Below are 21,138 nucleotides of genomic sequence, written 5' to 3' on the forward strand. Positions count from 1 at the left end.
ATGACCGAACAGCATCCCGCAGTAGAGGGCAGCCGCATCGCCGTGGTCGTCGCCCGCTTCAATCCCGATGTCACCAACCTGCTGCTGGCCGGCTGCCGGCAGGCGCTGCTCGATGCCGGCCTGAGCGAGGAGCGGATCGATATCCACCCCGTCCCGGGCGCCTGGGAGTTACCCCTGGCGGCGCGGGAGTTGGCTGACACCGGTCACTACGACGGCGTCGTCGTCCTGGGCGCGGTTGTCAGGGGTGAGACCGCGCATTTCGACTTCATTTCCGCCGAATGCGCCCGCGGACTGCAGCAGACCCAGCTCGAGACCGGCGTGCCGGTGGGATTCGGCGTGCTGACGCCCGAAAATGGCGAGCAGGCGATGGAGCGTGCCGACCCCGGGCGCAAGAACAAGGGACGGGAAGCGGCGCTGGCCGTACTCGACATGATCGAATTCAAGCGCGGGGTCGAGGCATGAGCCGACGCCGCACCGTCAGCCCCTTCGAGCCCCGCCGCCGCGCGCGCCGTCGCGCCCTGCAGGCGCTTTACCAGTGGCAGATCAACGACGACTCGGCCGCGGCCATCATCGAGCAGTTCCGCGAAGAGCAGAACTTCGATGGTGTCGACGAAGCCTATTTCGAGACCCTGGTACGCGAGGTGGTGGCCAATCGTGAGGCGCTCGACGAAGCGCTCGGGCCGCACGTCAGCCGGGTCGACGCCAGCCTCGACCAGATGGAACGCGTCATCCTGCGCCTCGGCGCCTGCGAGCTCATCCACCACCCTGAAACGCCCTACCGGGTGATCATCGACGAGGCCGTCGAACTGGCCCATCGGTTCGGTGCCGAGAAGGCGCATACATTCGTCAATGGCGTGCTCGACCATCTCTCGCGTGATGCCCGCTCCACAGAGCGTGAGCGTGCCGGTGGTGATGGGTGAGTTCGATCTGATCGATCGCATCCGGGCGCGCTCGCGCCGCGGATCCGGCGTGGTAATCGGCATCGGCGACGATGCCGCGGTGCTCGCTCCCACGCCCGGTCACCAGCTGGTCGTCACGACCGACTCGATCGTCCTCGATCGCCACTTCACGGCCGAGTGGCCGGCGGCTGACATCGGCCACGTCGCCGCCCACGCCAACCTCAGCGACCTGGCCGCCATGGGCGCCAGCCCGCGCTGGGCCCTGCTGGCGCTGACGCTCCCTGAAATCGACGAGGTCTGGGTCGACGGCTTCCTCGACGGATTCCTGGCCGCGGCCGAGTCGGCCGGCATGGCGCTGGTCGGTGGCAACCTGGCACGCGGCCCACTCAATGTCGGCGTCGAGCTCATCGGCGAGGTGCCGTCCGGGCAGGCCGTCACGCGGCGCGGCGCGCGCCTCGGCGACCGCATTGCAGTGACCGGCACGGTGGGTGATGCCGCCGGGGCGCTGCTGCTCGGGGAGAAAGCCGGGGCCGACCTTCGAAGACGCCTGCATCGTCCCCAGGCGCGACTTCAGGCCGGAGCATCGCTGCGAACACAGGCCCGGGCCATGATCGATCTTTCCGATGGTCTGCTGGCCGACCTGGGACATTTGCTGGAAGACGGGCAGGGCGCTGAACTGGAGCTCGATGCACTGCCAGCCTCGCAAGCCCTCATCAAGGCCGTGCCGGACGCACTCGAGCGCTGGAGGCTGCAGACCGGCGGCGGCAGCGACTACGAACTGCTGGTCGTGCTTCCGCCCGAAACGGACCTGGCGGCCCTGTCAGAAGCCGGCGGTGTTCCCCTGACCGACATCGGCCGGATTACGCAGAGCGGTCACATCGAGTGTCGATCGACGCAACATGAAGTGCCGGAAGAACTCGGGCGCGGCTGGGATCATTTTCGCGATGACTGATCGAGCCCGCACGCGCGCGGTCGCGCTGAAGTCGGCCGACGGCTTCCTGGCCTTCGGTTTCGGCAGCGGGCTTTCGCCAGTGGCGCCGGGGACCGCGGGCAGCCTGGCCGCGGTACCGCTCGCGCTGCCGCTGGCTTTCCTTCCGTGGTCGGGCGCCCTGGCCCTGATCACGATGGCCTTTATCTTCGGAGTCTGGCTTTGCGGCCGGGTGGGACGGCGCCTTGGCGTGCACGATCACAGCGGCATCGTCTTCGACGAATTCGTCGGCCTGTGGCTGGTTCTCGTCTGCGTGCCCTTCTACTGGGGGTGGTGGCTGGCCGCTTTCGTCCTGTTCCGAATCTTCGACGCGGCCAAGCCCTGGCCCATCAACTGGTTCGACCGGCGAATCCACGGTGGCCTGGGTGTAATGCTTGACGACCTTCTGGCAGCGGGCTTCGCGCTGGCCTGCCTGATGATTGCCGAGGCCATTCTGGCCGGCCTGTAAACAACGGTCATTCAGCCCTGTAGTTCGAAGGCGCCCGGAATCCAGCGCAGATGGCCCTCCTCGCCGTCGATCCCGACGACGTCGAAGCGGCAGGCGTGCTCCTGCCACTCGGGGCGGCTCATCAGGAAGTGACGCGCCGCGGCGATCAGTCGACGCTGCTTGCGCTCGTCGATGCTGTCGATGCTGTCGACCCGTGCACCGGGTCCGCGCAGGCGCACCTCGATGAAGGCCAGCACCTCGGTATCGCGTGGATTGGGGTCGACCATGACCAGGTCGATTTCGCCGGCGCGGCACTGGTAGTTGCGCTCGACCAGTTTCAACCCCCGCTCGGCGAGCCAGCACTCGGCCCGCTGTTCGCCGTAATCACCGCGATGCTGCCGGTTCATTCCTCAACTCCACCGGGCTGGCCACGCCGCCCTCGATGCGGATCACGGGCAGGTCGCGCCGGATGATATTGCCCTCGGGCAGGCTCAGCTCGCCCATCATGCCCGGCAGCGACAGCGTGGGGTCGGCGCGCATCATCGACAGCCAGGGCACCAGGGCGATGGCGTCGCGCCCCAATGCGTGCAGCCGCGACAGCGTAGCGTTGTCGAGACCGGCATAGAGGGAGCGTGCGCGTTCGCGCAGGGTGCCGGCCGTGGTGAAGTCGAGAAACCACGGTGGCATCGGCGTGCTTATGCCGTCGAGATCACGGTCCCGGCCGGTCTGGGGGGCGCCATCGACGATATAGGAGGTGGCCATCAGGGCGAGGTCGCCGGCATCGAAAAATGCCAGCTGGGGGCGCAGCAGACGACCGTCGGCCGCGCGTGCGCCGAGAAAGATGACGTCGGCGTCGGTGCGACGTTGGGCCACCGATTCCACCTCGCCGTCGAGCAGACCGGAGAGCCGGTCGATGCGGTCCTCCGAGCGGTCGACTTCAAGCATGTCGCGCAGCAGCGCGGAATGATCCGGCAGCTCGGGATCGTAGATGCGGTTCGCCAGAACCTGGCCGCCGCCCAGCATGAAAGTTTCCGTGAAGGCCTCGGCGACGCGTTCGCCCCATTCGGAATACTGTGCAATCACAAGGGCGCGACGCCGGCCGGTGGCCAAGGCATGGATCGCAGCCAGCTCGGCTTCGGTTTCCGGGGGCAATGCCAGGGCGGCGATCTCGCCGCCGGCCTCGGCCAGGCGATCGACGTCTTCGGGCAGGTTGAGCAGCAGCGTGGGAATGACGCCGGCGTCCGGCAGGTCGGCCAGCGCTTGCGCCTTGCCCCGGTCGAGCGGGCCGATCAGGAAGTCGGTTCCGTTCTCGCGTGCATCGAACCACGCTGACACGACAGCTTCGGGCTCGGAGCCGATGTAGCGAAACGTCAGGCGCGGGCGATGATCCGGCGGCAGGCGCAGCCAACCGGCCACCAGGCCCTCACGCAGTGCTTCGCCCGGCCGGTGGAGGCTGGTGCCCTTGGCGGGCAGTAGCACGGTAATGTGGGCCGGCAGAGGGCGTGTCTGCCGCCAGGCAGCGATCCAGCGGCGCGCTTCATCAGCGCTGTACTCCAGATCCGGCCAGCGTCGCTCCCAGGCTGTCAGCGCCTCGTCCAGGGCGGGGTCGTCGAGCAGGTTTTCGCGTGCGCTGATGACCAGATCCAGCCATGGCAGAAGCTCCGGCCGGTCGCCGACCTGATAGAGCACGCGCTCGACCTGGGTGAGGGGAAACTCCAGCATCAGCGCCAGTGCGGTCTCGCCGCTGAAGTCCGGTTCAGCGACAGCCTGCTCGAGCGCATCCAGGGCGCCCCGAACCGGGGCCGACTCGAGTTCGAGCAAGCGGGCTTCGAGCTCGGCGTGACGTGCTTCCAGGTCATCCGGCAATTGATCGGCGGTGCTCGCCAATAACCATCCGGCATTGGCCAGGTCGCCACGGAGCATGGCGAGTTCGGCCTGTGCGAGGTCGAGTCGCAGCAGTTCATGATCGGACAGCGTGGAGACGTCGATTCGGCCCAGCGCTTGTTCCGCTTCCCCGGCCCGCTCGGCCCGAAGCCAGGCCTCGGCGGCACGGATCAACAGGCTGCCGGCGACCTGGGGCCGATCGAGCGCCTCCTGCTCGAAGGCAAGCGCGGCATCCTCGTAATCGCCGGCGGCCAGCATCTGTTCGATTCGGCCGATCTCGGCGTCGTCTCCATCACCGGATCGCACGCCGGGGCCGGAAGGCGCGCAGGCCGCAAGCAAGACCAGAGCGGCCAGGATCAGAATCAATCTTTTCATGGGCTGAATGATAAACCACGCCAGGCCAGCTGAGTGTCTGCTGATTAGTGACCGCATTAGTACCGTCAATCTGGCATCATGCCCCGTTTTGGACCCAACCTGGAAATGAAGAATGAGGCAATTCCTGGCAGCAATCCTGATGGCCGGTCTCGTGGCGCCGGTGGTTACCATGGCGAATGATGATCCCTGGCTGTGGCTCGAGAGCGTCGAGGGCGAGAACGCCCTGGCCTGGGCGCGCGGGCAGAACGAGCGTTCGCTCAAGCATATCCAGTCTCAAGAGTTGTTCGAGCCGATTCACGAGCGCGCGCTCGAAATTCTGACTTCGGACGACCGCATCGCCTATCCGGCGCTCAGGGGCGGCGAGGTCTACAATTTCTGGCGCGACGACGAGCATGTTCGCGGCATCTGGCGCAAGACCTCGCTGGACAGCTATCGAAGCGACTCGCCCGATTGGGACGTTATTCTCGACGTCGACGCGCTGGCCGATCGCGAGGAGCGAAACTGGGTGTGGGCAGGAGCCAGCTGTCGCTACCCGGACTATGATCGCTGCCTCATCGGCCTGTCGGTCGGCGGCGCCGATGCGGCCGTGCGGCGCGAATTCGATCTGGAAACGCGAGAATTCGTCGACGACGGGTTCCGGCTGGATGAATCCAAGAGCTCGATTACCTGGCGCGATCGCGACAGCGTATTCGTCGGCCCGGCTTTCAGCGGCGAACAGATGACCGATTCGGGGTATCCGCGCACGGTTCGCCTGTGGCAGCGCGGCACGGACCTGGCCGAGGCCGAGACGATTTTCGAAGGCGAGAAGGGCGATGTTGGTGTTTTCTCCTCCCGCATCCATGACGGAGACGATCACTACGACGTGATCACGCGCGCGCCGAGCTTCTTCAGTTACCAGTACTACCTGTTCGAAGACGGCGAGACGAAGCGATTGAACGTGCCCGAGGACGCCGAACTGGCGGGCGTGATCGATGGCCAGCTTCTGGTCGATCTCAAGTCCGACTGGTCGGTCGGAGAAACCACGTTCGGGCAGGGGGCACTGGTGGCCGGCCCGGTGGAAAGCTTCCTGGACGAGACGCCGGTGCTCGAGCTGCTGATTCAGCCCGACGAGCGTCAGTCGATCAACGGCGTGGCCACCACCGAGAGCGCGGTGCTGGTCAATCTGCTCGACAACGTCAATGGCAAGCTGCTGAGTTTTTCCCGTAACGGCGAGGCGTGGCAACGGACCGAACTCGATGTGCCACAGATGGGCACGATATCGGTTGTCGCCACCGACGACCGCTCGGACCGGTTTTTCTATGACTACACCGGTTTTCTGACGCCCTCGACCCTGTTCGAGGCTGATGCGCTCGCCAATACGCAGCGCGAAGTCCGTTCCGAGCCCGCCTGGTTCGACGCAGATGGCATGGAAGTGGCGCAGTTCGAGGCCGAGTCGGCCGACGGCACGATGATTCCCTATTTCGTCGTCATGCCGCGCGGTTACGAGGCTGACGGCGCCAACCCGACCCTGCTTTCAGCCTACGGTGGCTTCGAGGTTTCGCGCACGCCGTCCTACTCGGGCGTGACCGGCTCGGCCTGGCTCGAGCGTGGCGGCGTCTACGTGTTGGCCAATATCCGCGGCGGCGGCGAGTTTGGTCCGAAGTGGCACCAGGCCGCGCTCACGGAGAACCGCCAGCGCGCCTTTGATGACCTGATCGCCGTGTCCGAGGACCTGATCGAGCGTAACGTCACGTCGGCCGACCACCTGGGCATCCAGGGCGGCTCGAACGGCGGCCTGCTGGTCGGCGCCGTGATGGTGCAGCGCCCCGAGCTCTACAACGCCGTGGTCTGCCAGGTGCCGCTGCTCGACATGAAACGGTTTCACAAGCTGCTTGCTGGCGCCAGCTGGATGGGCGAGTACGGCAATCCGGACGAACCGGAGCAGTGGGACTACATTTCCCGGTACTCGCCGTACCAGAATGTCTCGGCCGAGGCTGACTACCCGAAGGCCTTTTTCACCACCTCCACGCGCGACGACCGGGTGCACCCCGGGCACGCCCGCAAGATGGTGGCAAGAATGCTCGATCAGGGCCACGACGTGCTCTACTACGAGAATATCGAGGGCGGTCACGGTGGCGCGGCCAACCTCAAGCAGCGCGCCTTCCTTTCGGGCCTGATCTACGCCTACCTGCACGACCGTCTGGGCGTTTCGGATTCCAGCGACGAGTAGGGGGCCCTGCTCAGGACTTGAATGTCGGTGTCGGGCGCCCAAGGTCTGGAACTTCAGGGACCGAGCGCCGTCAAAGGGTGCGACAGGCAAAAAGTACCAGATTGATCCTGATTCGAGAGACGACGGACGATTTGGTATAATTTGCGAAGAATTGAAGGAGGATTGAATGGCCAAGGATCTCGTACCCAGTCATCTGCTCGCGCCGGCCGGAACCGGTTCGCTGGACGCTTATATGCAGGAGGTCAACCGTATTCCCGTGCTGACGCTCGAAGAAGAGCAGGGTCTGGCGCGTCGTTATCGCGACGAGGAAGATCTCGATGCGGCCCGCCGGCTGGTCATGTCGCATCTGCGATTCGTCGTGCATGTGGCGCGCGGCTACTCCGGCTACGGTCTGCAGGTCGGTGATTTGATTCAGGAAGGCAACATCGGGTTGATGAAGGCCGTCAAACGATTCGATCCGGACCAGGGTGTCCGGCTGGTGTCGTTCGCCGTGCACTGGATTCGCGCCGAAATCCATGAATTCATCCTGCGTAACTGGCGCATCGTCAAGGTCGCCACCACCAAGGCCCAGCGCAAGCTGTTTTTCAACCTGCGCCGGCAGAAGAAGCGTCTGGGCTGGCTCAACCAGAAAGAGGTCAATGCCGTGGCCGAGGATCTCGGCGTCAAGCCCGAGGTGGTCATGGAGATGGAATCCCGGCTGTCGGGCCAGGACGTGGGCTTCGACCTGCGCAACGACGATGACGAATCCACCTACGTGGCTCCTGCGGCTTATCTGCAAGGCCTGTCGTCCTCACCCGACCAGGCGGCGGAAGCCGAGGACTGGGAACAGCATCACCACGACCTGCTGTTCGACGGTATCGAGAACCTCGATGACCGCTCGCGAGACATCATCCAGTCCCGCTGGTTGATGGATCCCAAGACCACGCTGCAGACGCTGGCCGACAAGTACGATGTTTCGGCCGAGCGCATCCGGCAGCTCGAGGCGGTTGCCCTGAAGAAACTCAAGGCGCGCTTTGAAGCCTGATCGGGTTGCAATGGTTGATCGGGCTTGCGAGGCCTGATGAAGTCAGAAGGGAGCGGAGACGCTCCCTTCTGCGTTTCAGGGGCAGGAGTCTCCGGCCCGGCAAGCTTGCCGGGCAACGGCCGGCTCTATAAGATGCCAGGGTGACTCCCGCCCCCAACCCCGGTAAAGCCGACCGCATCACCGACCGCGCCTCCGCGCAGGCCCGAATCGATCGCATTCGTGCTTTCCGCGATGAACTGGCAGCGCTCGATGGTGAAGGTGTCGCAGCACTGGATCCGGCCGCACGTTCACACATAGACGCCCATCATGATGCGCTGGTAGCCGACTTGCGCGAGCGTTTCGACGTGGACATCGACGGCTCGCAGAAGCAGCTTTCGCTGGGGATGCGCATTGCCTCCCTGATCGGGGCCCTGGCCCTGTCGGCCGCGGTCTTTTTCTTCTTCTACCGGATCTGGGGCCTGCTGAACACGCCGATCCAGGTGATCCTCCTCATCGCCGCGCCCATTGCCGCCACTTTCCTGGCCGGTTTTGCGCACCGGCGCGAGCGCAGCGGGTACTTCACCTCTCTCGCAGCGCTGGTGGCGGTAGCCTGTTTCGTGCTCGATCTCAGCGTGCTGGGGCAGACCTTCAATCTCGTACCCAGCCGCAACGCCTTTCTGGCGTGGGCCCTGTTCGCAATGATCCTGGCCTACTCGTGGGGACTGAAACTGGTTTTGACCGCCGGCCTGGTCAGTCTCATCGCGTATCTTTCGGCTACGGTTGGCGCCTGGGGCGGCCTGTACTGGCTGTCGTTTGGAGAGCGTCCGGAAACCCTCCTGATTGCCGGCCTGCTGATTACGCTGCCGGGGTGGTTCAAGAATCTGCCGCGACCCGAATTCTCGAACGTGTACCGCGTTTTCGGCTTTCTGGTGGCATTCATCAGCGTCCTCGTTCTTTCTCATTGGGGTCGGGGGAGCTATTTGCCATTCTCGCCCTCGCTGGTCGAGGCCGGCTATCAATTGACGGGATTTTTGGGCAGCGCGGCGCTGATCGCCGTGGGTATCCGCCGTGGCGAAGGCAAGCTGTTCAATCTGGGAGCGACTTTCTTTCTGCTCTTCCTCTACACCAAGATTTTCGACTGGTGGTGGGACTGGATGCCGAAGTGGCTGTTCTTCCTGGTCGTCGGCCTGGTGGCGGTCGGTTTCCTGTTCGTGCTGGGGCGGTTGCGGCGCGCCGGACAGGCGGGAGCGGCCTCGTGAGGCTGCGGCTTTCCACATTCGCCGTCGCGCTTGTCGTGGCCGTCAACGCCCTGGTGTTGGCCGGGGTCGCCTGGAATCGCTCGGGTGAACCTACGGCGGTGCTCGAACTGACCGAGCGTGAGCTGGCGATGCCCTATAGCGGGTGGTCGGGCCGGGAAAGCACCGGCGTGTCGTTATCGATTCGCCGGGCCGACCAGGACTACGGCTGGCTGGACCGCGGCAAACTGGAAGAGCTCGGCTTCGCCGTTGGTCGCTACGAGGGTCGACCCCGCTACGAGTGGCGAGCTGTCGAACGGCAACTTTTCGTCGTGCTGGAATTCGACGGTCCGGCGTTCGAAGCGTTGCGGGCCGAGCAGCTCACACGCGTGGAGGAGACTCGTGAAGGTCCGGAATCCGGCGAAACGAACCGCAGGCAGCTCGATGCTGCCGAGGCCGCCCTGGAGCGCCTCGAGACGTCTGAGTCGCGGCTCGTGGCGGTCGATGCGGGGAATGAGGCTGCTTCCCTGCGGCAACGCTACCCGGATCGCCAACGGTTCGCGGTGATACGGGCGCTTGTGCGAATGCAGGCCACAAGCCGTCCGGGACAGGAATCGGAGCCGGTTGTGCGCGGCTGGATCGGGCAGCTGCTTCCCGGCCGGGTGCACGTCCCACGGCGCTTTCATGCGCCGCTGAGGCGCTCAACCGATGAAGTGCGAAATGCCTATGACGCCCCGCCGCGCTACCGGGTGGACGTCAGGCTGGGCCGCCGTGCCGAGCCCTGGGTGACGGGCATCGAGCCCATTCCTGCCGGCGCGAATTCAGAAACTGTTGCGGATTGAGTCGTGCCGGCGCAAATGGATGCCGGCCAGCAGAATGAGTGCCGCAACCAGCGATGTGAGGGACCAGGCGGTGCCGGCCGGCACCGCGACCGCTTCCGGCGGACTCGCCGGCTCGGCCGGCGCGCCCTGGGCGATCCAGTCCCGAATCAACGCGCGTTCTTCCGGGCTCGTGCCCGGCATGCGAAAGCCCGGGCCGCCCGGTGAATCGCAGCTGACCGCCAGAAACAGGCTGCTGCTGTCCGGGTCGAACGGATCGACACGCAGGCGGCTGGCGTTGGTCGTGCTGATCACACCGACGAGGTTGTCGTAGGCTTCGTCCGCGCGCAGGTCGAGATCGGCCGGGCCGGATTCACCATGGCAGTTCGCGCAATCGTCGAGAACGGGCTGGACCTGCGACTGGAAGTCCACCAGCGGCGTGGCCGCAATAGCGCTCAGGTCATCGCAGCCGGAGGCGTCGCCGCCGGCTGCCGCCGATGTGGCCACGAGCGCGAAGCCGGCCGCACCAAGCAGCTCTCTTAATTTCAACTTTGACATTGGCGACCCGGGCTTCATTTGGCGGTTGATCAATGCTATCCCATCACGAGGGAAGTCGCTCGGAGCGGCCGACCAGGTTCGGTTCCGGTTCCAGAATAAGCCCGTATTCCCGTTTGACCGATTCAGTAATGGCATCGACCAGCTCGAGTAGTTCGGCCGGGGCGGCGCCGCCCCGGTTGACCAGGACCAGGGCATGGTTTTCGTAGACGCCCACCCGCCCCAGTGATCGACCCTTCCAGCCGAGCCGCTCGATCATCCAGGCGGCGGCCAGCTTGCTGCGGTCTCCGGACGCGGGCCAGTGCGGCATGTCGGGGTATTCGGCCAGGATGCCTGCAGCCGTGCCGGCGTCCACGACGGGATTCTTGAAGAAACTTCCGGCGTTCGGCAGTCGGCCCGGGTCGGGCAGGCGGTGGCGACGCAGGCGCATGACGGCGGCGGCCAGTTGTCGTGGTGCCGGCGGGTTCACGTTCAGGCGCTCGAGCTCACCGGCGAGGCTGGCGTAGGCCGTGTTGGGCTGGAACCGCCGCGACAGCCGCAACGTGACTTCGGCAATCACGAAGCGGTTGCGGTCGCCCGACTTGAAGCGGCTGTCGCGGTAGTCGAAGCGGCAGTCTTCCCGTCCCAGCCGGACCAGGCGGCCGGATTCCCGGTCGAATGCGAGCAGGAACTCGAAACGGTCGGCGAGCTCCACACCGTAGGCACCGATGTTCTGCATCGGGGCGGCACCGACGGAACCGGGAATCATGACCAGGTTCTCGATGCCGTAAAGGCCCTTGTCGAGGCAGTGACGGACCAGGGCATGCCAGTTCTCACCGGCGGCTGCGGTCACGAGCACATCGCTTCCGTCCGCTTCCATGCGAATGCCGCGCATGCGGTTGACGACGACGCGTCCGGGGAAGTCGGCCACGAAGATCGTGTTGGAGCCGCCGCCGAGAATCAGTTCGGCACCTTCGGCGGGCACCAGCCCGGCGAGCTGCTGCGGGGATTCGATGCAGACCAATTCCGCTGCGCGCGCCGGCAGGCGGAACGTGCTGAAGTCCGTCAGGTCGGCGTCGCGAACGGTCTCAGGCGCTCGATCTGACGCCATCGTCGTTCCAGACGCGGATGCATTCGCGGATCAGGGCCGGCCCATGATAGATGAAGCCGGTATAGAGCTGGACCAGGTCGGCCCCCGCCCGATGCTTGTCGGCCGCGTCGGCACCGCAGGTGATGCCGCCCAGGCCGATGATGGGGAATCCCGGCCCGAGGATGTTGCGCGCCCGTCTGAGCACCTGATCGGCCTGAGTCTTCAGCGGCGCGCCGCTGAGGCCGCCGACTTCGTTGGCATGCCGGTGTCCGACGACCGTCGTGCGCTCGAGCGTCGTGTTGGTGGCGATCAGCCCGTCGATGCCTGACTCGCCCACGACGTTCAGCGATGCGGTGAGGGCCTCGTCTTCCCAGTCGGGCGCGATCTTGATCAACACGGGGCGCTGGGTGCCGTGTTCCCGGGCCAGTCGGTCGCGCGTTCGGGTCAACTCGGTCAGAAGCTCACGAAGATTACCGGTGTCCTGGAGATCTCGCAGGTTGGCGGTGTTGGGTGATGAGATGTTGACCGTGACGTAGTCACAGTGCGGGTAGACCTTCTCCAGGCAGTGGCGATAGTCCCCGGCCGCGCGATCGACCGGCGTTTCCTTCTGCTTGCCGATATTGGCGCCGACAATCCCCTTGAAGCGCCGCCCGCGCAGGCGATCGACGAGGTGGTCGACACCCTTGTTGTTGAAGCCCAGGCGATTGATCAGGGCCTGCTGCTCGGTCAGCCGGAACATGCGCGGTTTCGGGTTGCCGGGCTGCGGTTTCGGGGTGACCGTGCCGACTTCGATGAAGCCGAAGCCGAGATCGCCGAGCGCATCGATATGATCGCCGTTCTTGTCCAGACCGGCGGCCAGGCCGACCGGGTTGGGAAAGGTCAGCCCCATCAGTTCGACGGGCTTCGAGGTGGCCCGCGCGCCCATGCACTTTGTTAGCCCGACATGGCGGCCGGCTGAAAGCGCGTTCAGCGCGAGATCGTGGGCTGTTTCCGGGGGTAGCAGGAACAGGCCGTTACGGAGCCAGCTATACATCGGAGATATCAGGTTTCAGGTTTCAGGTTTCAGAAAGGAGCAACCGAAGTTGCTCCTGAATCCTGAAACCTGAACACTGAACCCTTTCAATCAAAGCTCGAACTTGATGCCCTGGGCCAGCGGCATTTCGGTCGACCAGTTGATGGTGTTGGTCTGCCGGCGCATGTAGGCCTTCCAGGCGTCCGAGCCGGATTCGCGACCGCCGCCGGTTTCCTTCTCGCCGCCGAAGGCGCCGCCGATCTCCGCACCGGAGGTGCCGATGTTGACGTTGGAAATCCCGCAGTCCGAGCCCTGGTGCGACAGGTAGTACTCGGCGTTACGCAGGTCGGTGGTGAAGATCGACGAAGACAGGCCCTGGCGGACATCGTTCTGCATTGCCACGGCATCCTCGATCTTGCTGAACTTCATCACGTAGAGAATCGGTGCGAAGGTCTCTTCCTGGACGATGTCCCAGTCGTTCTCGGCCTCGATGATGGTGGGCTCGACAAAAAAGCCATCGCGATCGATGCGACTGCCACCGGTCAGCACCTTGCCGCCGGCGTCCCGGGCGCGCTTGACTGCCTGTTCGAACCGCTCGACGGCGCTGTCGTCGGTCAGGGGGCCCATCAGCGTGTTCTCGTCGAGTGGGTCGCCGATGCGGACCTGGCCGTAGGCGTTGACCAGGGCCTCGATCGTCTGGTCATAGATCGATTCATGCACGAACAGGCGGCGCGTGGTCGTGCAGCGCTGGCCGGCGGTGCCGACGGCGCCGAACACGACGGCCGGGATGGCCAGCTTGATGTCGGCCGTTTCGTCCATGATGATGGCGTTGTTGCCGCCGAGTTCGAGCAGGCTCTTGCCCATGCGTGCCGCGACGCGCTCACCGACCATGCGGCCGACCTGGCTCGAGCCGGTGAAAGACAGCAGATCGACGCGCTTGTCGTCGATGAAGCGGCCGGCCAGATCGTTGGTCGGCTCCATGAACGAAGTGAACACCGGCGGATAGTCGGTATCGGCCAGCGCCTCGTTGATGATGTTCTGCACGGCCGCGCAGCACAGCACGCCCTTGGGCGAGGGCTTCCACACCGTGGCGTTGCCGCAGATCGCCGAAATGAAGGCGTTCCAGGCGTAGACGGCGACTGGGAAGTTGAAGGCGGTGATCACGCCGACGACGCCGAGCGGATGCCACTGCTCATACAGGCGGTGGCCCGGGCGCTCGGAGTGCATGGTGTTGCCGTAAAGCATGCGCGACTGTCCCAGCGCGAAATCCCCGATATCGATCATTTCCTGGACTTCGCCGTCACCTTCGGGCTTGATTTTGCCCATTTCCAGCGCTACCAGGGAGCCCAGGGCGTCCTTGTGGTCACGCAGCGCGTCGTTGACCAGGCGCACGGCATTGCCGCGTTCCGGTGCCGGCACCTGGCGCCAGGCCAGCGCGGCTTCCCGAGCCGTGTTGATCACTTTCTCGTAGTCGTCGCTCGTCGCGCCGCTGACGCGAGCGATGATGCTGCCGTCGGTGGGGTTGATCGACTCGACCAGGTTGTCCTCGCGCACCGGCGCATACTGGCCGGGGCCGAAGCAGGCGCCGGGGTTGATATCGTTGAGGCCCAGACGTTCGAGAAGTTTCTTGTGATCGCTCATTGCCGCATTACTCCTGGAGTTTGTTCACGTGTTTAACCGGGCATTATCGCATCCCGCGCCGGGCAGTTCAGAGGCTTGGCGTGATATTCTCTCCGCCGAAGTATCCCTTTTGATTCGATGAAACTATCCGGCCGGGCCACGGTCTAGTTACAGCGTGAGCCCGGTCGCCTTTGCAAGGACAGGAAATGCCCCAATGGGCGAGCGGGAAGTCGATCAAGAACTGGTAGAGCGTGTACAGAGCGGTGACAAATCGGCTTTCGATGTGCTGGTCGGCAAGTACCAGCACAAGATCATCAGTCTGATTTCCCGCTACGTGAGCGACCATGCCGAAGCCATGGATGTGGCCCAGGAAGCATTCATCAAGGCCTATCGGGCCATCGGCCGCTTTCGCGGCGACAGCGCCTTCTATACGTGGCTCTACCGGATCGCTATCAATACGGCGAAGAATCATCTCGTCGCCCAGAGCCGGCGGCCGCCGCAATCAGACGTCGACGCACAGGATGCGGAACAATTTCAGGTTGATTCGCGTCTCAAGGAACAGGACTCGCCCGAACATGACCTGCTGCGCGGTGAAATCGAGCGCACGATCCACGAGGCGATTGCCGACTTGCCGGACGACCTGCGGGTGGCCATTACCCTGCGCGAACTGGACGGCATGAGTTACGAAGATATCGCCAAGACCATGGACTGTCCCATCGGAACGGTCCGGTCGAGAATCTTCAGGGCCCGCGAGGCCATCGATGCGCGGCTGCGACCGTTGCTGGACAATCAATAGGAAGTGCTGATACATGACTGAATCGAGCCGGGAAAACCTGTCGAGCCTGATGGACGGCGAGCTGGACCGAAAAGGGCGAAAGTTTCTCTTGCGACGTCTCGCCCGTGACGCCGACATGAAGGCCAATTGGAACCGCATGCATACCGTGCGGGCCTGCTTGCACCAGGAGCGGCTGGCCGGTAACGATCTGGTTGACCGGGTGGCCTCTGCACTCGAGTCCGAGCCCGCCCCAAGCCGGAGCCTTCCGGCGCGCCTGCTGCGCCCCGTGGCCGGCGGCGCAATCGCGGCCAGCGTCGCGGTCATGGCCATTGTCGGTATCAATTCCAGCATGCTGCAGCAGCAGGGTGCCGAACCCGTCGATGAAAGCGAACCCGGTTTCGTCAGCCGTCCTACCGAACTCGATCGGCCGTTCACGCAGTCGGCAACCCCGGTGAACTTCTCCGAAAACCGGCGCACCCAGCGGCAGCGCATCAGCGGTTACGTCATGCGTCATCACCAGGCGGCCGGCAGTACCGGGTTCGTGTCCTGGGTACCGATCGTCGCGGACATGAACGGAAACCAGAGTGAAGACGACGCGCCGCCGGCCGAGGCCGAAGCTCAGGTCGGCGAACCCTGAACGCCATGCAGCCTCTCGTGCCTCGCCTGACGCTGGCAGCCCTTCTCGCCAGCCTGATGCTCGCAACGATCGGTCCCGCACGGGCCGAAGACAGCGTGCAGGACTGGCTCGATCGGATGTCGCGTGCGGTCGAGACGCTCGACTACCGGGGCACCCTGGTCCAGGTGAGAAACGGCAAAGTCGATACGCTTCGGATCATTCACCGTGCTGACGAGGACCTTGTTCGCGAACGCATCTATTCGATCGACGGTGTCCCGCGCGAGGTGACTCGGGAGGGCGACAGCGTTCGTTGTGTGCTGCCCGGCGATGAGCCGACGATGCTGGAAAGCCAGCTCGGCGGGCGGCTTCTGCCTTCGCTTCCGGTCAATCGGCTGCTCGGACCGGAGTCGGGTTACCTGATGTCGCTTGGCGGGCGTGAACGCGTGGCCGACATGATGGCCCAGATCATCCATATCCAGCCGCGCGATGCCTACCGCTACGGGTCGCGGCTGTGGCTGGAGGAGCGCACCGGCATGTTGCTTCGGTACGCACTGATTGACCATGATGGCCGGCAATTGCAGCAACTCTCGTTTACCTCACTCGATTTGGGCGCCAATATTTCCGATTCGGAACTCGAGCCTGAATTGGTGGGGAGACAGATCGCGACCGAAACCATGGATGAATCGCTGCGGTCGGTTGGCTCGAGTGTCCGCCAGATATCGGTCCGGCCGCGGGTGCCCCGTGGCTTTCGCCTGGTCAATGCCGGCCGGGGAAGCGGGACCGGGGGCAGCGAGTTCGAGCATTTGCTCTACAGCGACGGCCTTTCGAGTTTTTCGATCTACATCGAACGCGCCGGCGGTGAAACCATGGCCGGCCGGGTCGAGGCGATGGGGCCGGTTCATGTCTATACCATCCAGAGCGGTGGGCAGATGTTTACCGTCGTTGGCGAAGTGCCCGCCGCCACGGTGGAGTTCGTCGGCCGGCAACTTCGACGCAACAGCCATGTGCCGTCCCGTCGCTGATTCGGCGGCATGATCTGGCAACTGGCCCGTGTCGTTGACCGTGACGCTGACCGGCTGACGCTGGCGTTTTCCGCGCCCGAGACCTGTGAGCGCTGCGCGCGCGGTGCGGGTTGCGGCGCAGGTGTGTTAAATCGCATGTTCACCCGGCACGAGTCGCGGCTGGTCGTGCCGGCCCGTCTGGCCGTTAGCGCGGGCGAACATGTTCGCGTGGGCCTCGAGCCCGGGCATCTGGCACTGGCAGCGGGGTTGCATTACGGGCTTCCACTGGCCGCCTTTCTGGTCGGTGCCGCAGCAGGGCATACGGCGGTGGCCGGCTCGCCGCTTCGTGACGCGGCAGCGCTTGCATTCGGGTTCGTCGGTTTCATTCTGGTGGCAAGGTTCGTCTCCCGTCGGCTTCAGCCGACTTTGAACCCTGTCGTTGAACACTTGTCATGCAGCCCGGATGACACCAATTCTTTTTCCAGCGAATAACTGCAAAAGGACCGCTCAATCATGCACAGATTCCTCAAATCAACCGCGATTCTGCTTCTGGCATTGTCCGTTCAGCCGGTTCTGGGCCAGCCGGATTTCACCGGCCTGGTCGAGGAGTCCATTCCCGCGGTGGTCAATATCGAGACCACCCGTTTTGGAACCCGGCCCGACGAAACTGCCGAACAGGGCGACCGGATGCCGGAAGACATGCCGGAGTTCTTTCGTCGCTTCTTCGATGAGCCTTTCGGCCGTGGCGGCCAGCCCGACAGGATGGGTGGCGGCTCCGGGTTCATCGTCGAGTCCGACGGCCTGGTCATTACCAATCATCATGTCATCGATGGTGCCGACGAGATCATCGTGCGCCTGGCGGACCGGCGCGAGTTCGAAGCGGAGCTGGTCGGTTCGGATGCCGAGACCGACATTGCGGTGTTGCGCATCGACGCACAAGACCTGCCTACACTGGAGTTCGGATCGACCGAGGGCCTGAAGCCCGGCCAGTGGGTGATTGCCATCGGCTCGCCGTTCCAGTTCGAGCAGTCGGTGGCCGCCGGCATCGTGAGTGCCAAGGGCCGTAGCCAGGGCGCGCGCCAGCAATACGTTCCTTTCATCCAGACCGATGTCGCGATCAATCGGGGCAACTCGGGCGGGCCGCTGATCAGCACCGACGGCGAGGTTGTCGGGATCAACTCCTGGATCCTGAGTTCGCATGGCGGCAATATCGGCTTGTCGTTCTCGATTCCCAGTGAGGTGGCGCAGAACTCCATCGAGCAGTTGCTCGAGACCGGCAGCGTCGCGCGCGGCTTTCTTGGCGTGCAGCTGCAGGCCGTCAGCCGTGAGCAGGCCGATGCGCTCGGCCTGGAGCGGCCCATGGGGGCGCTGATCAACAGCATCGAGCCCGGCAGCCCGGCGGAAGAAGCCGGCATCGAGGTCGGCGACGTGATTCTCGAGTTCGAGGGTACGCCCATCGACCAGCATTCCGAACTGCCTCCGCTGGTGGGCATGGAGCGGCCCGGAACCGAGTCCGAGATGACCATCTGGCGCTGGGGCGAGCGCCGGACGGTGGAAGTCACCCTGGGCGAGCGCGAAGCCGAGGCGGACGAGCAGGGGACGGACGGTGAAAGCGACGCCGAGCCCTCCAACGCCCTGGGCCTGATCGTCGAGCCGCTGACCGGGGAACTGCGCCAGCGCTACGGCGATCCCGACGGCGGCGTGCTGATCGCCGATGTCGAGAGCGACAACGCCTATCGCGCCGGTATCCGGGAAGGTCAGTTGATCCTGATGATCAACAACCAGCCGGTTGGCGGCATGGACGATTTCAATAACATCGTCTCCGGGATCGAGCCCGGGCGGAACGTGGCCCTGCTGGTTCAGCAGCCCAACGGCGTGACTGCATTCCTGGCCTATCGCCCCGAAACCGGTGCCGAAGAATGACGCAATTGGTCGCCGGCGCCCCCGGGCCGGTATAATCCACCCTTCTTGAACCTTGATCGCCCCCGCGACCCGCGGGGGCGATCTGATTGCGCGCTGCTGAAGGATCCATGACCGATACCCGCCATATCCGCAATTTCTCGATCATCGCCCACGTCGACCACGGCAAGTCGACGCTGGCCGATCGGTTCATCCAGGCATGCCGCGGGCTGACCGAGCGGGAGATGGCCGAGCAGGTGCTCGATTCGATGGATCTCGAGCGCGAGCGCGGTATCACCATCAAGGCCCAGAGCGTCAGCCTCGACTATGAGTCGGACGATGGGCAGACCTACCAGCTGAACTTCATCGACACGCCGGGGCACGTCGATTTTTCCTACGAAGTATCGCGCTCGCTGTCAGCCTGCGAGGGCGCGCTGCTCGTTGTCGACGCCGCCCAGGGCGTCGAGGCCCAGAGCGTGGCCAACTGCTACACGGCGGTCGAGCAGGGGCTGGAAGTCATCCCGGTCATCAACAAGATCGACCTGCCGGCGGCCGACCCGGAGCGCGTCAAGCACCAGATCGAGGACATCATCGGCATCGACGCCTCGGATGCCCTGCTGGTCAGCGCCAAATCCGGCGACGGCGTGCGCGAGATACTCGAGGCCCTGGTCAAACGGATCCCGCCGCCGGAAGACAAGTCCGAGGCGCCGCTGAAGGCGCTGATCATCGACTCCTGGTTCGACAACTACCTCGGCGTCAATTCCCTGGTGCGCATCAAGGAAGGTCGGCTCAAGAAGGGCGAGAAGATTCGGGTGATGTCCCTGGGCGATGAGCACCAGGCCGATCAGATCGGCATCTTTACACCCAAGCGCAGCCCGCGCGACGCATTGGGCTGCGGCCAGGTCGGTTTCATTTCCGCCGGGATCAAGGAGGTTCACGGTGCGCCGGTGGGTGACACCATCACGAGCGCGCGTAATCCTGCCGACAAGCCCCTGCCGGGGTTCAAGCCGCTCAAGCCGCGCGTATTCGCCGGTATTTTTCCCATCGACGCCTCCGATTACCCCGACCTGCGCGAGGCGCTGGACAAGCTGCAGCTCAATGACTCGGCCCTTCAGTTCGAGCCCGAGACCTCCATGGCACTGGGTTTCGGTTTCCGCTGCGGTTTTCTCGGCATGCTGCACATGGAGATCGTGCAGGAGCGCCTCGAGCGGGAATACGACCTCGATCTCATTTCCACCGCGCCCACGGTGATCTACGAGTTGGAGATGACTGACGGCGAAATTGTCTCGCTCGATAATCCAGCCGGTCTGCCACCCGCCAACAAGATCAGCGAGGTCCGCGAGCCGGTCATTCTCGCCAATATCCTGGTGCCGCAGGACTATGTCGGCGGGGTCATTGGCCTGTGCGAGGAAAAACGCGGTGAGCAGCGCGACATGCGCTTTCTCGGCGGCCAGGTGCAACTGACCTATGCCCTGCCGATGTCCGAGGTAGTGATGGACTTTTTCGATCGCCTCAAATCGGTCAGCCGCGGTTTCGCTTCCTTCGAATACGATTTCCTGCGTTACGAAGCCGGACAGTTCGTGCGCCTCGATCTGCTCATCAACGGCGAGAAGGTGGACGCGCTGTCGACGATCGTTCACCGCGACCAGGCCGAGCGGCGCGGGCGTGAGCTGGCCGATCGCATGCGCGAGCTGATTCCGCGGCAGATGTTCGACGTCGCCATACAGGCGGCCGTCGGCTCGCACGTCATCGCGCGTTCGACGGTCAAGGCCTACCGCAAGAACGTGACCGCCAAGTGCTACGGCGGCGACGTCAGTCGTAAACGCAAGCTGCTGGAAAAGCAGAAAGCCGGCAAGCGCCGCATGAAATCGGTCGGTAAGATCGATATTCCGCAGGAAGCCTTCCTGGCCGTACTGCGAACCGACCAGGAGAAGTAGAACCATGAATCTGGATTTCGCGCTCATCCTGACGGTCCTGACGCTGCTCACGGCCGTATTCTGGCTGGCGGAGCGGTATTATTTCCGTCGTCGCCATCGGCAGGAGCATCCCGGGGATGAAGAGCCGCAGGGCGTCCACAAGACGGTCGAGGTCGTTGGCTCGCTCTTTCCCGTTCTCCTGCTGGTGCTGGTTTTTCGATCCTTCCTGTTCGAACCCTTCAAGATCCCGTCCGGATCGATGATTCCCACGCTCTGGATCGGTGATTTCATCGTCGTCAACAAGTACGCCTACGGCCTGCGATTGCCCGTGCTCAACAGCAAGGTCATCGAGACCGGCGAGCCGGAGCGCGGTGACGTCATCGTTTTTCGCTTTCCCGAAGACGAGCGAGTCAACTACATCAAGCGCGTGGTCGGCCTGCCGGGCGACACCATCACCTATCGCGACAAGGTGCTCTACATCAACGGCGATCCCGTCGAGCAGGAACCTGCCGGGCGCTGGGAGGGGGTCGGGCTCAACCGTAATGTTCCGGGGACGCGTCCGATCATGCGGCTGGAGTACCTGGCGGGCGAGGCGCATCCGATTGTCGTGTATCCGAGTCGCCCGAACGGGCGTGTCGAGGCCGTAACGGTGCCGGAGGGGCACTATTTCGTGATGGGTGACAACCGCGACCAGTCGCTCGACAGCCGCGCCTGGGGATTCGTGCCGGAGGAGAATCTCGTCGGAAAGGCGGTTCGAATCTGGATGCACTGGGACTGCTCGCGCGGCTGTGTCGATTTCGGGCGAATCGGTGATAAAATCGAATGAACCGGGGGGTG

The 21,138-nt window shown here is 64.4% G+C and carries 21 protein-coding genes; 15 read left to right on the forward strand and 6 right to left on the reverse strand.

Going from position 1 to position 21,138, the window contains the following annotated elements:
* The 4 genes from ribH to ACDC66_RS09275 are packed head-to-tail and all read left to right on the forward strand — an operon-like array spanning position 1 to position 2,335.
* Entirely contained in the window at positions 1 to 462 is a 462-nt protein-coding gene (gene ribH, locus ACDC66_RS09260) for a 6,7-dimethyl-8-ribityllumazine synthase (protein WP_376696423.1), read from the forward strand.
* The gene (nusB, locus tag ACDC66_RS09265) at positions 459 to 920 is read left to right on the forward strand and encodes a transcription antitermination factor NusB (RefSeq protein WP_376696424.1); all 462 of its coding nucleotides are present in this window, start codon (positions 459 to 461) and stop codon (positions 918 to 920) included. Before ribH ends, nusB begins: the two co-directional genes overlap by 4 nt.
* Positions 877 to 1,851 (forward strand): thiamine-phosphate kinase, encoded by a 975-nt coding sequence (gene thiL, locus ACDC66_RS09270; protein WP_376696425.1) that lies wholly within the window; start codon positions 877 to 879, stop codon positions 1,849 to 1,851. The genes nusB and thiL overlap by 44 nt, the downstream gene beginning before the upstream one ends.
* Positions 1,844 to 2,335, forward strand: a complete 492-nt coding sequence (locus ACDC66_RS09275) for a phosphatidylglycerophosphatase A family protein (RefSeq protein ID WP_376696426.1) — start codon at positions 1,844 to 1,846, stop codon at positions 2,333 to 2,335. Before thiL ends, ACDC66_RS09275 begins: the two co-directional genes overlap by 8 nt.
* Positions 2,336 to 2,346: 11 nt before the next feature.
* On the opposite strand, the gene ACDC66_RS09280 is transcribed toward ACDC66_RS09275, so the two are convergent.
* Both ACDC66_RS09280 and ACDC66_RS09285 read right to left on the reverse strand, forming a co-directional pair.
* On the reverse strand, positions 2,347 to 2,721 hold the full coding sequence (locus ACDC66_RS09280) for a YraN family protein (RefSeq protein ID WP_376696427.1): 375 nt from the start codon (positions 2,719 to 2,721) through the stop codon (positions 2,347 to 2,349).
* Entirely contained in the window at positions 2,699 to 4,573 is a 1,875-nt protein-coding gene (locus tag ACDC66_RS09285) for a penicillin-binding protein activator (RefSeq protein WP_376696428.1), read from the reverse strand. Before ACDC66_RS09285 ends, ACDC66_RS09280 begins: the two co-directional genes overlap by 23 nt.
* Before the next feature lie 112 nt (positions 4,574 to 4,685).
* On the opposite strand from ACDC66_RS09285, the gene ACDC66_RS09290 reads away from it, so the two are divergent.
* The 4 genes from ACDC66_RS09290 to ACDC66_RS09305 all read left to right on the forward strand — a co-directional run bounded on the left by ACDC66_RS09290 (position 4,686) and on the right by ACDC66_RS09305 (position 9,862).
* Positions 4,686 to 6,782 carry a prolyl oligopeptidase family serine peptidase gene (locus ACDC66_RS09290; protein ID WP_376696429.1) on the forward strand — a complete coding sequence of 699 codons (2,097 nt, stop codon included), beginning with the start codon at positions 4,686 to 4,688 and terminating at the stop codon, positions 6,780 to 6,782.
* A gap of 166 nt (positions 6,783 to 6,948) precedes the next feature.
* Entirely contained in the window at positions 6,949 to 7,806 is an 858-nt protein-coding gene (gene rpoH, locus ACDC66_RS09295) for an RNA polymerase sigma factor RpoH (RefSeq protein ID WP_376696430.1), read from the forward strand.
* Positions 7,807 to 7,946: 140 nt separating this feature from the next.
* A complete protein-coding gene (locus ACDC66_RS09300; RefSeq protein WP_376696431.1) occupies positions 7,947 to 9,044 on the forward strand; it encodes a DUF2157 domain-containing protein in 1,098 nt (365 codons plus the stop codon).
* Positions 9,041 to 9,862, forward strand: a complete 822-nt coding sequence (locus ACDC66_RS09305; RefSeq protein WP_376696432.1) for a DUF4824 family protein — start codon at positions 9,041 to 9,043, stop codon at positions 9,860 to 9,862. Before ACDC66_RS09300 ends, ACDC66_RS09305 begins: the two co-directional genes overlap by 4 nt.
* Here the strand turns inward: ACDC66_RS09305 and ACDC66_RS09310 are convergent.
* The 4 genes from ACDC66_RS09310 to amaB form a co-directional block, all read right to left on the reverse strand.
* Positions 9,842 to 10,396, reverse strand: a complete 555-nt coding sequence (locus ACDC66_RS09310; RefSeq protein ID WP_376696433.1) for a hypothetical protein — start codon at positions 10,394 to 10,396, stop codon at positions 9,842 to 9,844. The genes ACDC66_RS09305 and ACDC66_RS09310 overlap by 21 nt on opposite strands.
* Positions 10,397 to 10,439: 43 nt before the next feature.
* Positions 10,440 to 11,483: a UDP-N-acetylmuramate dehydrogenase gene (gene murB / locus ACDC66_RS09315; RefSeq protein WP_376696434.1), complete on the reverse strand. Its 1,044-nt coding sequence runs from the start codon at positions 11,481 to 11,483 to the stop codon at positions 10,440 to 10,442.
* Entirely contained in the window at positions 11,461 to 12,495 is a 1,035-nt protein-coding gene (locus ACDC66_RS09320; protein ID WP_376696435.1) for a quinone-dependent dihydroorotate dehydrogenase, read from the reverse strand. The genes murB and ACDC66_RS09320 overlap by 23 nt, the downstream gene beginning before the upstream one ends.
* Before the next feature lie 90 nt (positions 12,496 to 12,585).
* Complete coding sequence (gene amaB / locus ACDC66_RS09325; RefSeq protein WP_376696436.1) at positions 12,586 to 14,115, reverse strand: L-piperidine-6-carboxylate dehydrogenase; 1,530 nt, start codon at positions 14,113 to 14,115, stop codon at positions 12,586 to 12,588.
* Positions 14,116 to 14,308: 193 nt separating this feature from the next.
* Between amaB and rpoE the strand changes: the two genes are divergently transcribed.
* The 7 genes from rpoE (at position 14,309) to lepB (ending at position 21,127) form a co-directional block, all read left to right on the forward strand.
* Entirely contained in the window at positions 14,309 to 14,890 is a 582-nt protein-coding gene (rpoE, locus tag ACDC66_RS09330; RefSeq protein ID WP_376696437.1) for an RNA polymerase sigma factor RpoE, read from the forward strand.
* Between the two features lie 13 nt (positions 14,891 to 14,903).
* Positions 14,904 to 15,506: a sigma-E factor negative regulatory protein gene (locus tag ACDC66_RS09335; RefSeq protein ID WP_376696438.1), complete on the forward strand. Its 603-nt coding sequence runs from the start codon at positions 14,904 to 14,906 to the stop codon at positions 15,504 to 15,506.
* A gap of 5 nt (positions 15,507 to 15,511) precedes the next feature.
* On the forward strand, positions 15,512 to 16,507 hold the full coding sequence (locus ACDC66_RS09340) for a MucB/RseB C-terminal domain-containing protein (protein WP_376696439.1): 996 nt from the start codon (positions 15,512 to 15,514) through the stop codon (positions 16,505 to 16,507).
* A 9-nt stretch (positions 16,508 to 16,516) separates the two neighbouring features.
* Positions 16,517 to 16,978 (forward strand): SoxR reducing system RseC family protein, encoded by a 462-nt coding sequence (locus ACDC66_RS09345; RefSeq protein WP_376696440.1) that lies wholly within the window; start codon positions 16,517 to 16,519, stop codon positions 16,976 to 16,978.
* 21 nt (positions 16,979 to 16,999) lie between these two features.
* Positions 17,000 to 18,409 (forward strand): DegQ family serine endoprotease, encoded by a 1,410-nt coding sequence (locus ACDC66_RS09350; RefSeq protein ID WP_376696441.1) that lies wholly within the window; start codon positions 17,000 to 17,002, stop codon positions 18,407 to 18,409.
* Between the two features lie 107 nt (positions 18,410 to 18,516).
* Entirely contained in the window at positions 18,517 to 20,322 is a 1,806-nt protein-coding gene (lepA, locus tag ACDC66_RS09355; protein ID WP_376696442.1) for a translation elongation factor 4, read from the forward strand.
* A gap of 4 nt (positions 20,323 to 20,326) precedes the next feature.
* Positions 20,327 to 21,127 carry a signal peptidase I gene (gene lepB / locus ACDC66_RS09360; protein WP_376696443.1) on the forward strand — a complete coding sequence of 267 codons (801 nt, stop codon included), beginning with the start codon at positions 20,327 to 20,329 and terminating at the stop codon, positions 21,125 to 21,127.
* Positions 21,128 to 21,138: the final 11 nt, after the last annotated feature.

The sequence above is a fragment of the Wenzhouxiangella psychrophila genome (assembly GCF_042310375.1).
Lineage (GTDB): Bacteria > Pseudomonadota > Gammaproteobacteria > Xanthomonadales > Wenzhouxiangellaceae > Wenzhouxiangella.

What these genes read in the sequence shown, in the direction of transcription:
- ribH (WP_376696423.1), top strand. Translation starts at nt 1, where the DNA reads ATGACCGAACAGCATCCCGCAGTAGAGGGCAGCCGCATCGCCGTGGTC.
- nusB (WP_376696424.1), top strand. Translation starts at nt 459, where the DNA reads ATGAGCCGACGCCGCACCGTCAGCCCCTTCGAGCCCCGCCGCCGCGCG.
- thiL (WP_376696425.1), top strand. Translation starts at nt 877, where the DNA reads ATGCCCGCTCCACAGAGCGTGAGCGTGCCGGTGGTGATGGGTGAGTTC.
- ACDC66_RS09275 (WP_376696426.1), top strand. Translation starts at nt 1,844, where the DNA reads ATGACTGATCGAGCCCGCACGCGCGCGGTCGCGCTGAAGTCGGCCGAC.
- ACDC66_RS09280 (WP_376696427.1), bottom strand. Translation starts at nt 2,721, where the DNA reads ATGAACCGGCAGCATCGCGGTGATTACGGCGAACAGCGGGCCGAGTGC.
- ACDC66_RS09285 (WP_376696428.1), bottom strand. Translation starts at nt 4,573, where the DNA reads ATGAAAAGATTGATTCTGATCCTGGCCGCTCTGGTCTTGCTTGCGGCC.
- ACDC66_RS09290 (WP_376696429.1), top strand. Translation starts at nt 4,686, where the DNA reads ATGAGGCAATTCCTGGCAGCAATCCTGATGGCCGGTCTCGTGGCGCCG.
- rpoH (WP_376696430.1), top strand. Translation starts at nt 6,949, where the DNA reads ATGGCCAAGGATCTCGTACCCAGTCATCTGCTCGCGCCGGCCGGAACC.
- ACDC66_RS09310 (WP_376696433.1), bottom strand. Translation starts at nt 10,396, where the DNA reads ATGTCAAAGTTGAAATTAAGAGAGCTGCTTGGTGCGGCCGGCTTCGCG.
- murB (WP_376696434.1), bottom strand. Translation starts at nt 11,483, where the DNA reads ATGGCGTCAGATCGAGCGCCTGAGACCGTTCGCGACGCCGACCTGACG.
- ACDC66_RS09320 (WP_376696435.1), bottom strand. Translation starts at nt 12,495, where the DNA reads ATGTATAGCTGGCTCCGTAACGGCCTGTTCCTGCTACCCCCGGAAACA.
- amaB (WP_376696436.1), bottom strand. Translation starts at nt 14,115, where the DNA reads ATGAGCGATCACAAGAAACTTCTCGAACGTCTGGGCCTCAACGATATC.
- rpoE (WP_376696437.1), top strand. Translation starts at nt 14,309, where the DNA reads ATGGGCGAGCGGGAAGTCGATCAAGAACTGGTAGAGCGTGTACAGAGC.
- ACDC66_RS09335 (WP_376696438.1), top strand. Translation starts at nt 14,904, where the DNA reads ATGACTGAATCGAGCCGGGAAAACCTGTCGAGCCTGATGGACGGCGAG.
- ACDC66_RS09340 (WP_376696439.1), top strand. Translation starts at nt 15,512, where the DNA reads ATGCAGCCTCTCGTGCCTCGCCTGACGCTGGCAGCCCTTCTCGCCAGC.
- ACDC66_RS09345 (WP_376696440.1), top strand. Translation starts at nt 16,517, where the DNA reads ATGATCTGGCAACTGGCCCGTGTCGTTGACCGTGACGCTGACCGGCTG.
- ACDC66_RS09350 (WP_376696441.1), top strand. Translation starts at nt 17,000, where the DNA reads ATGCACAGATTCCTCAAATCAACCGCGATTCTGCTTCTGGCATTGTCC.
- lepA (WP_376696442.1), top strand. Translation starts at nt 18,517, where the DNA reads ATGACCGATACCCGCCATATCCGCAATTTCTCGATCATCGCCCACGTC.
- lepB (WP_376696443.1), top strand. Translation starts at nt 20,327, where the DNA reads ATGAATCTGGATTTCGCGCTCATCCTGACGGTCCTGACGCTGCTCACG.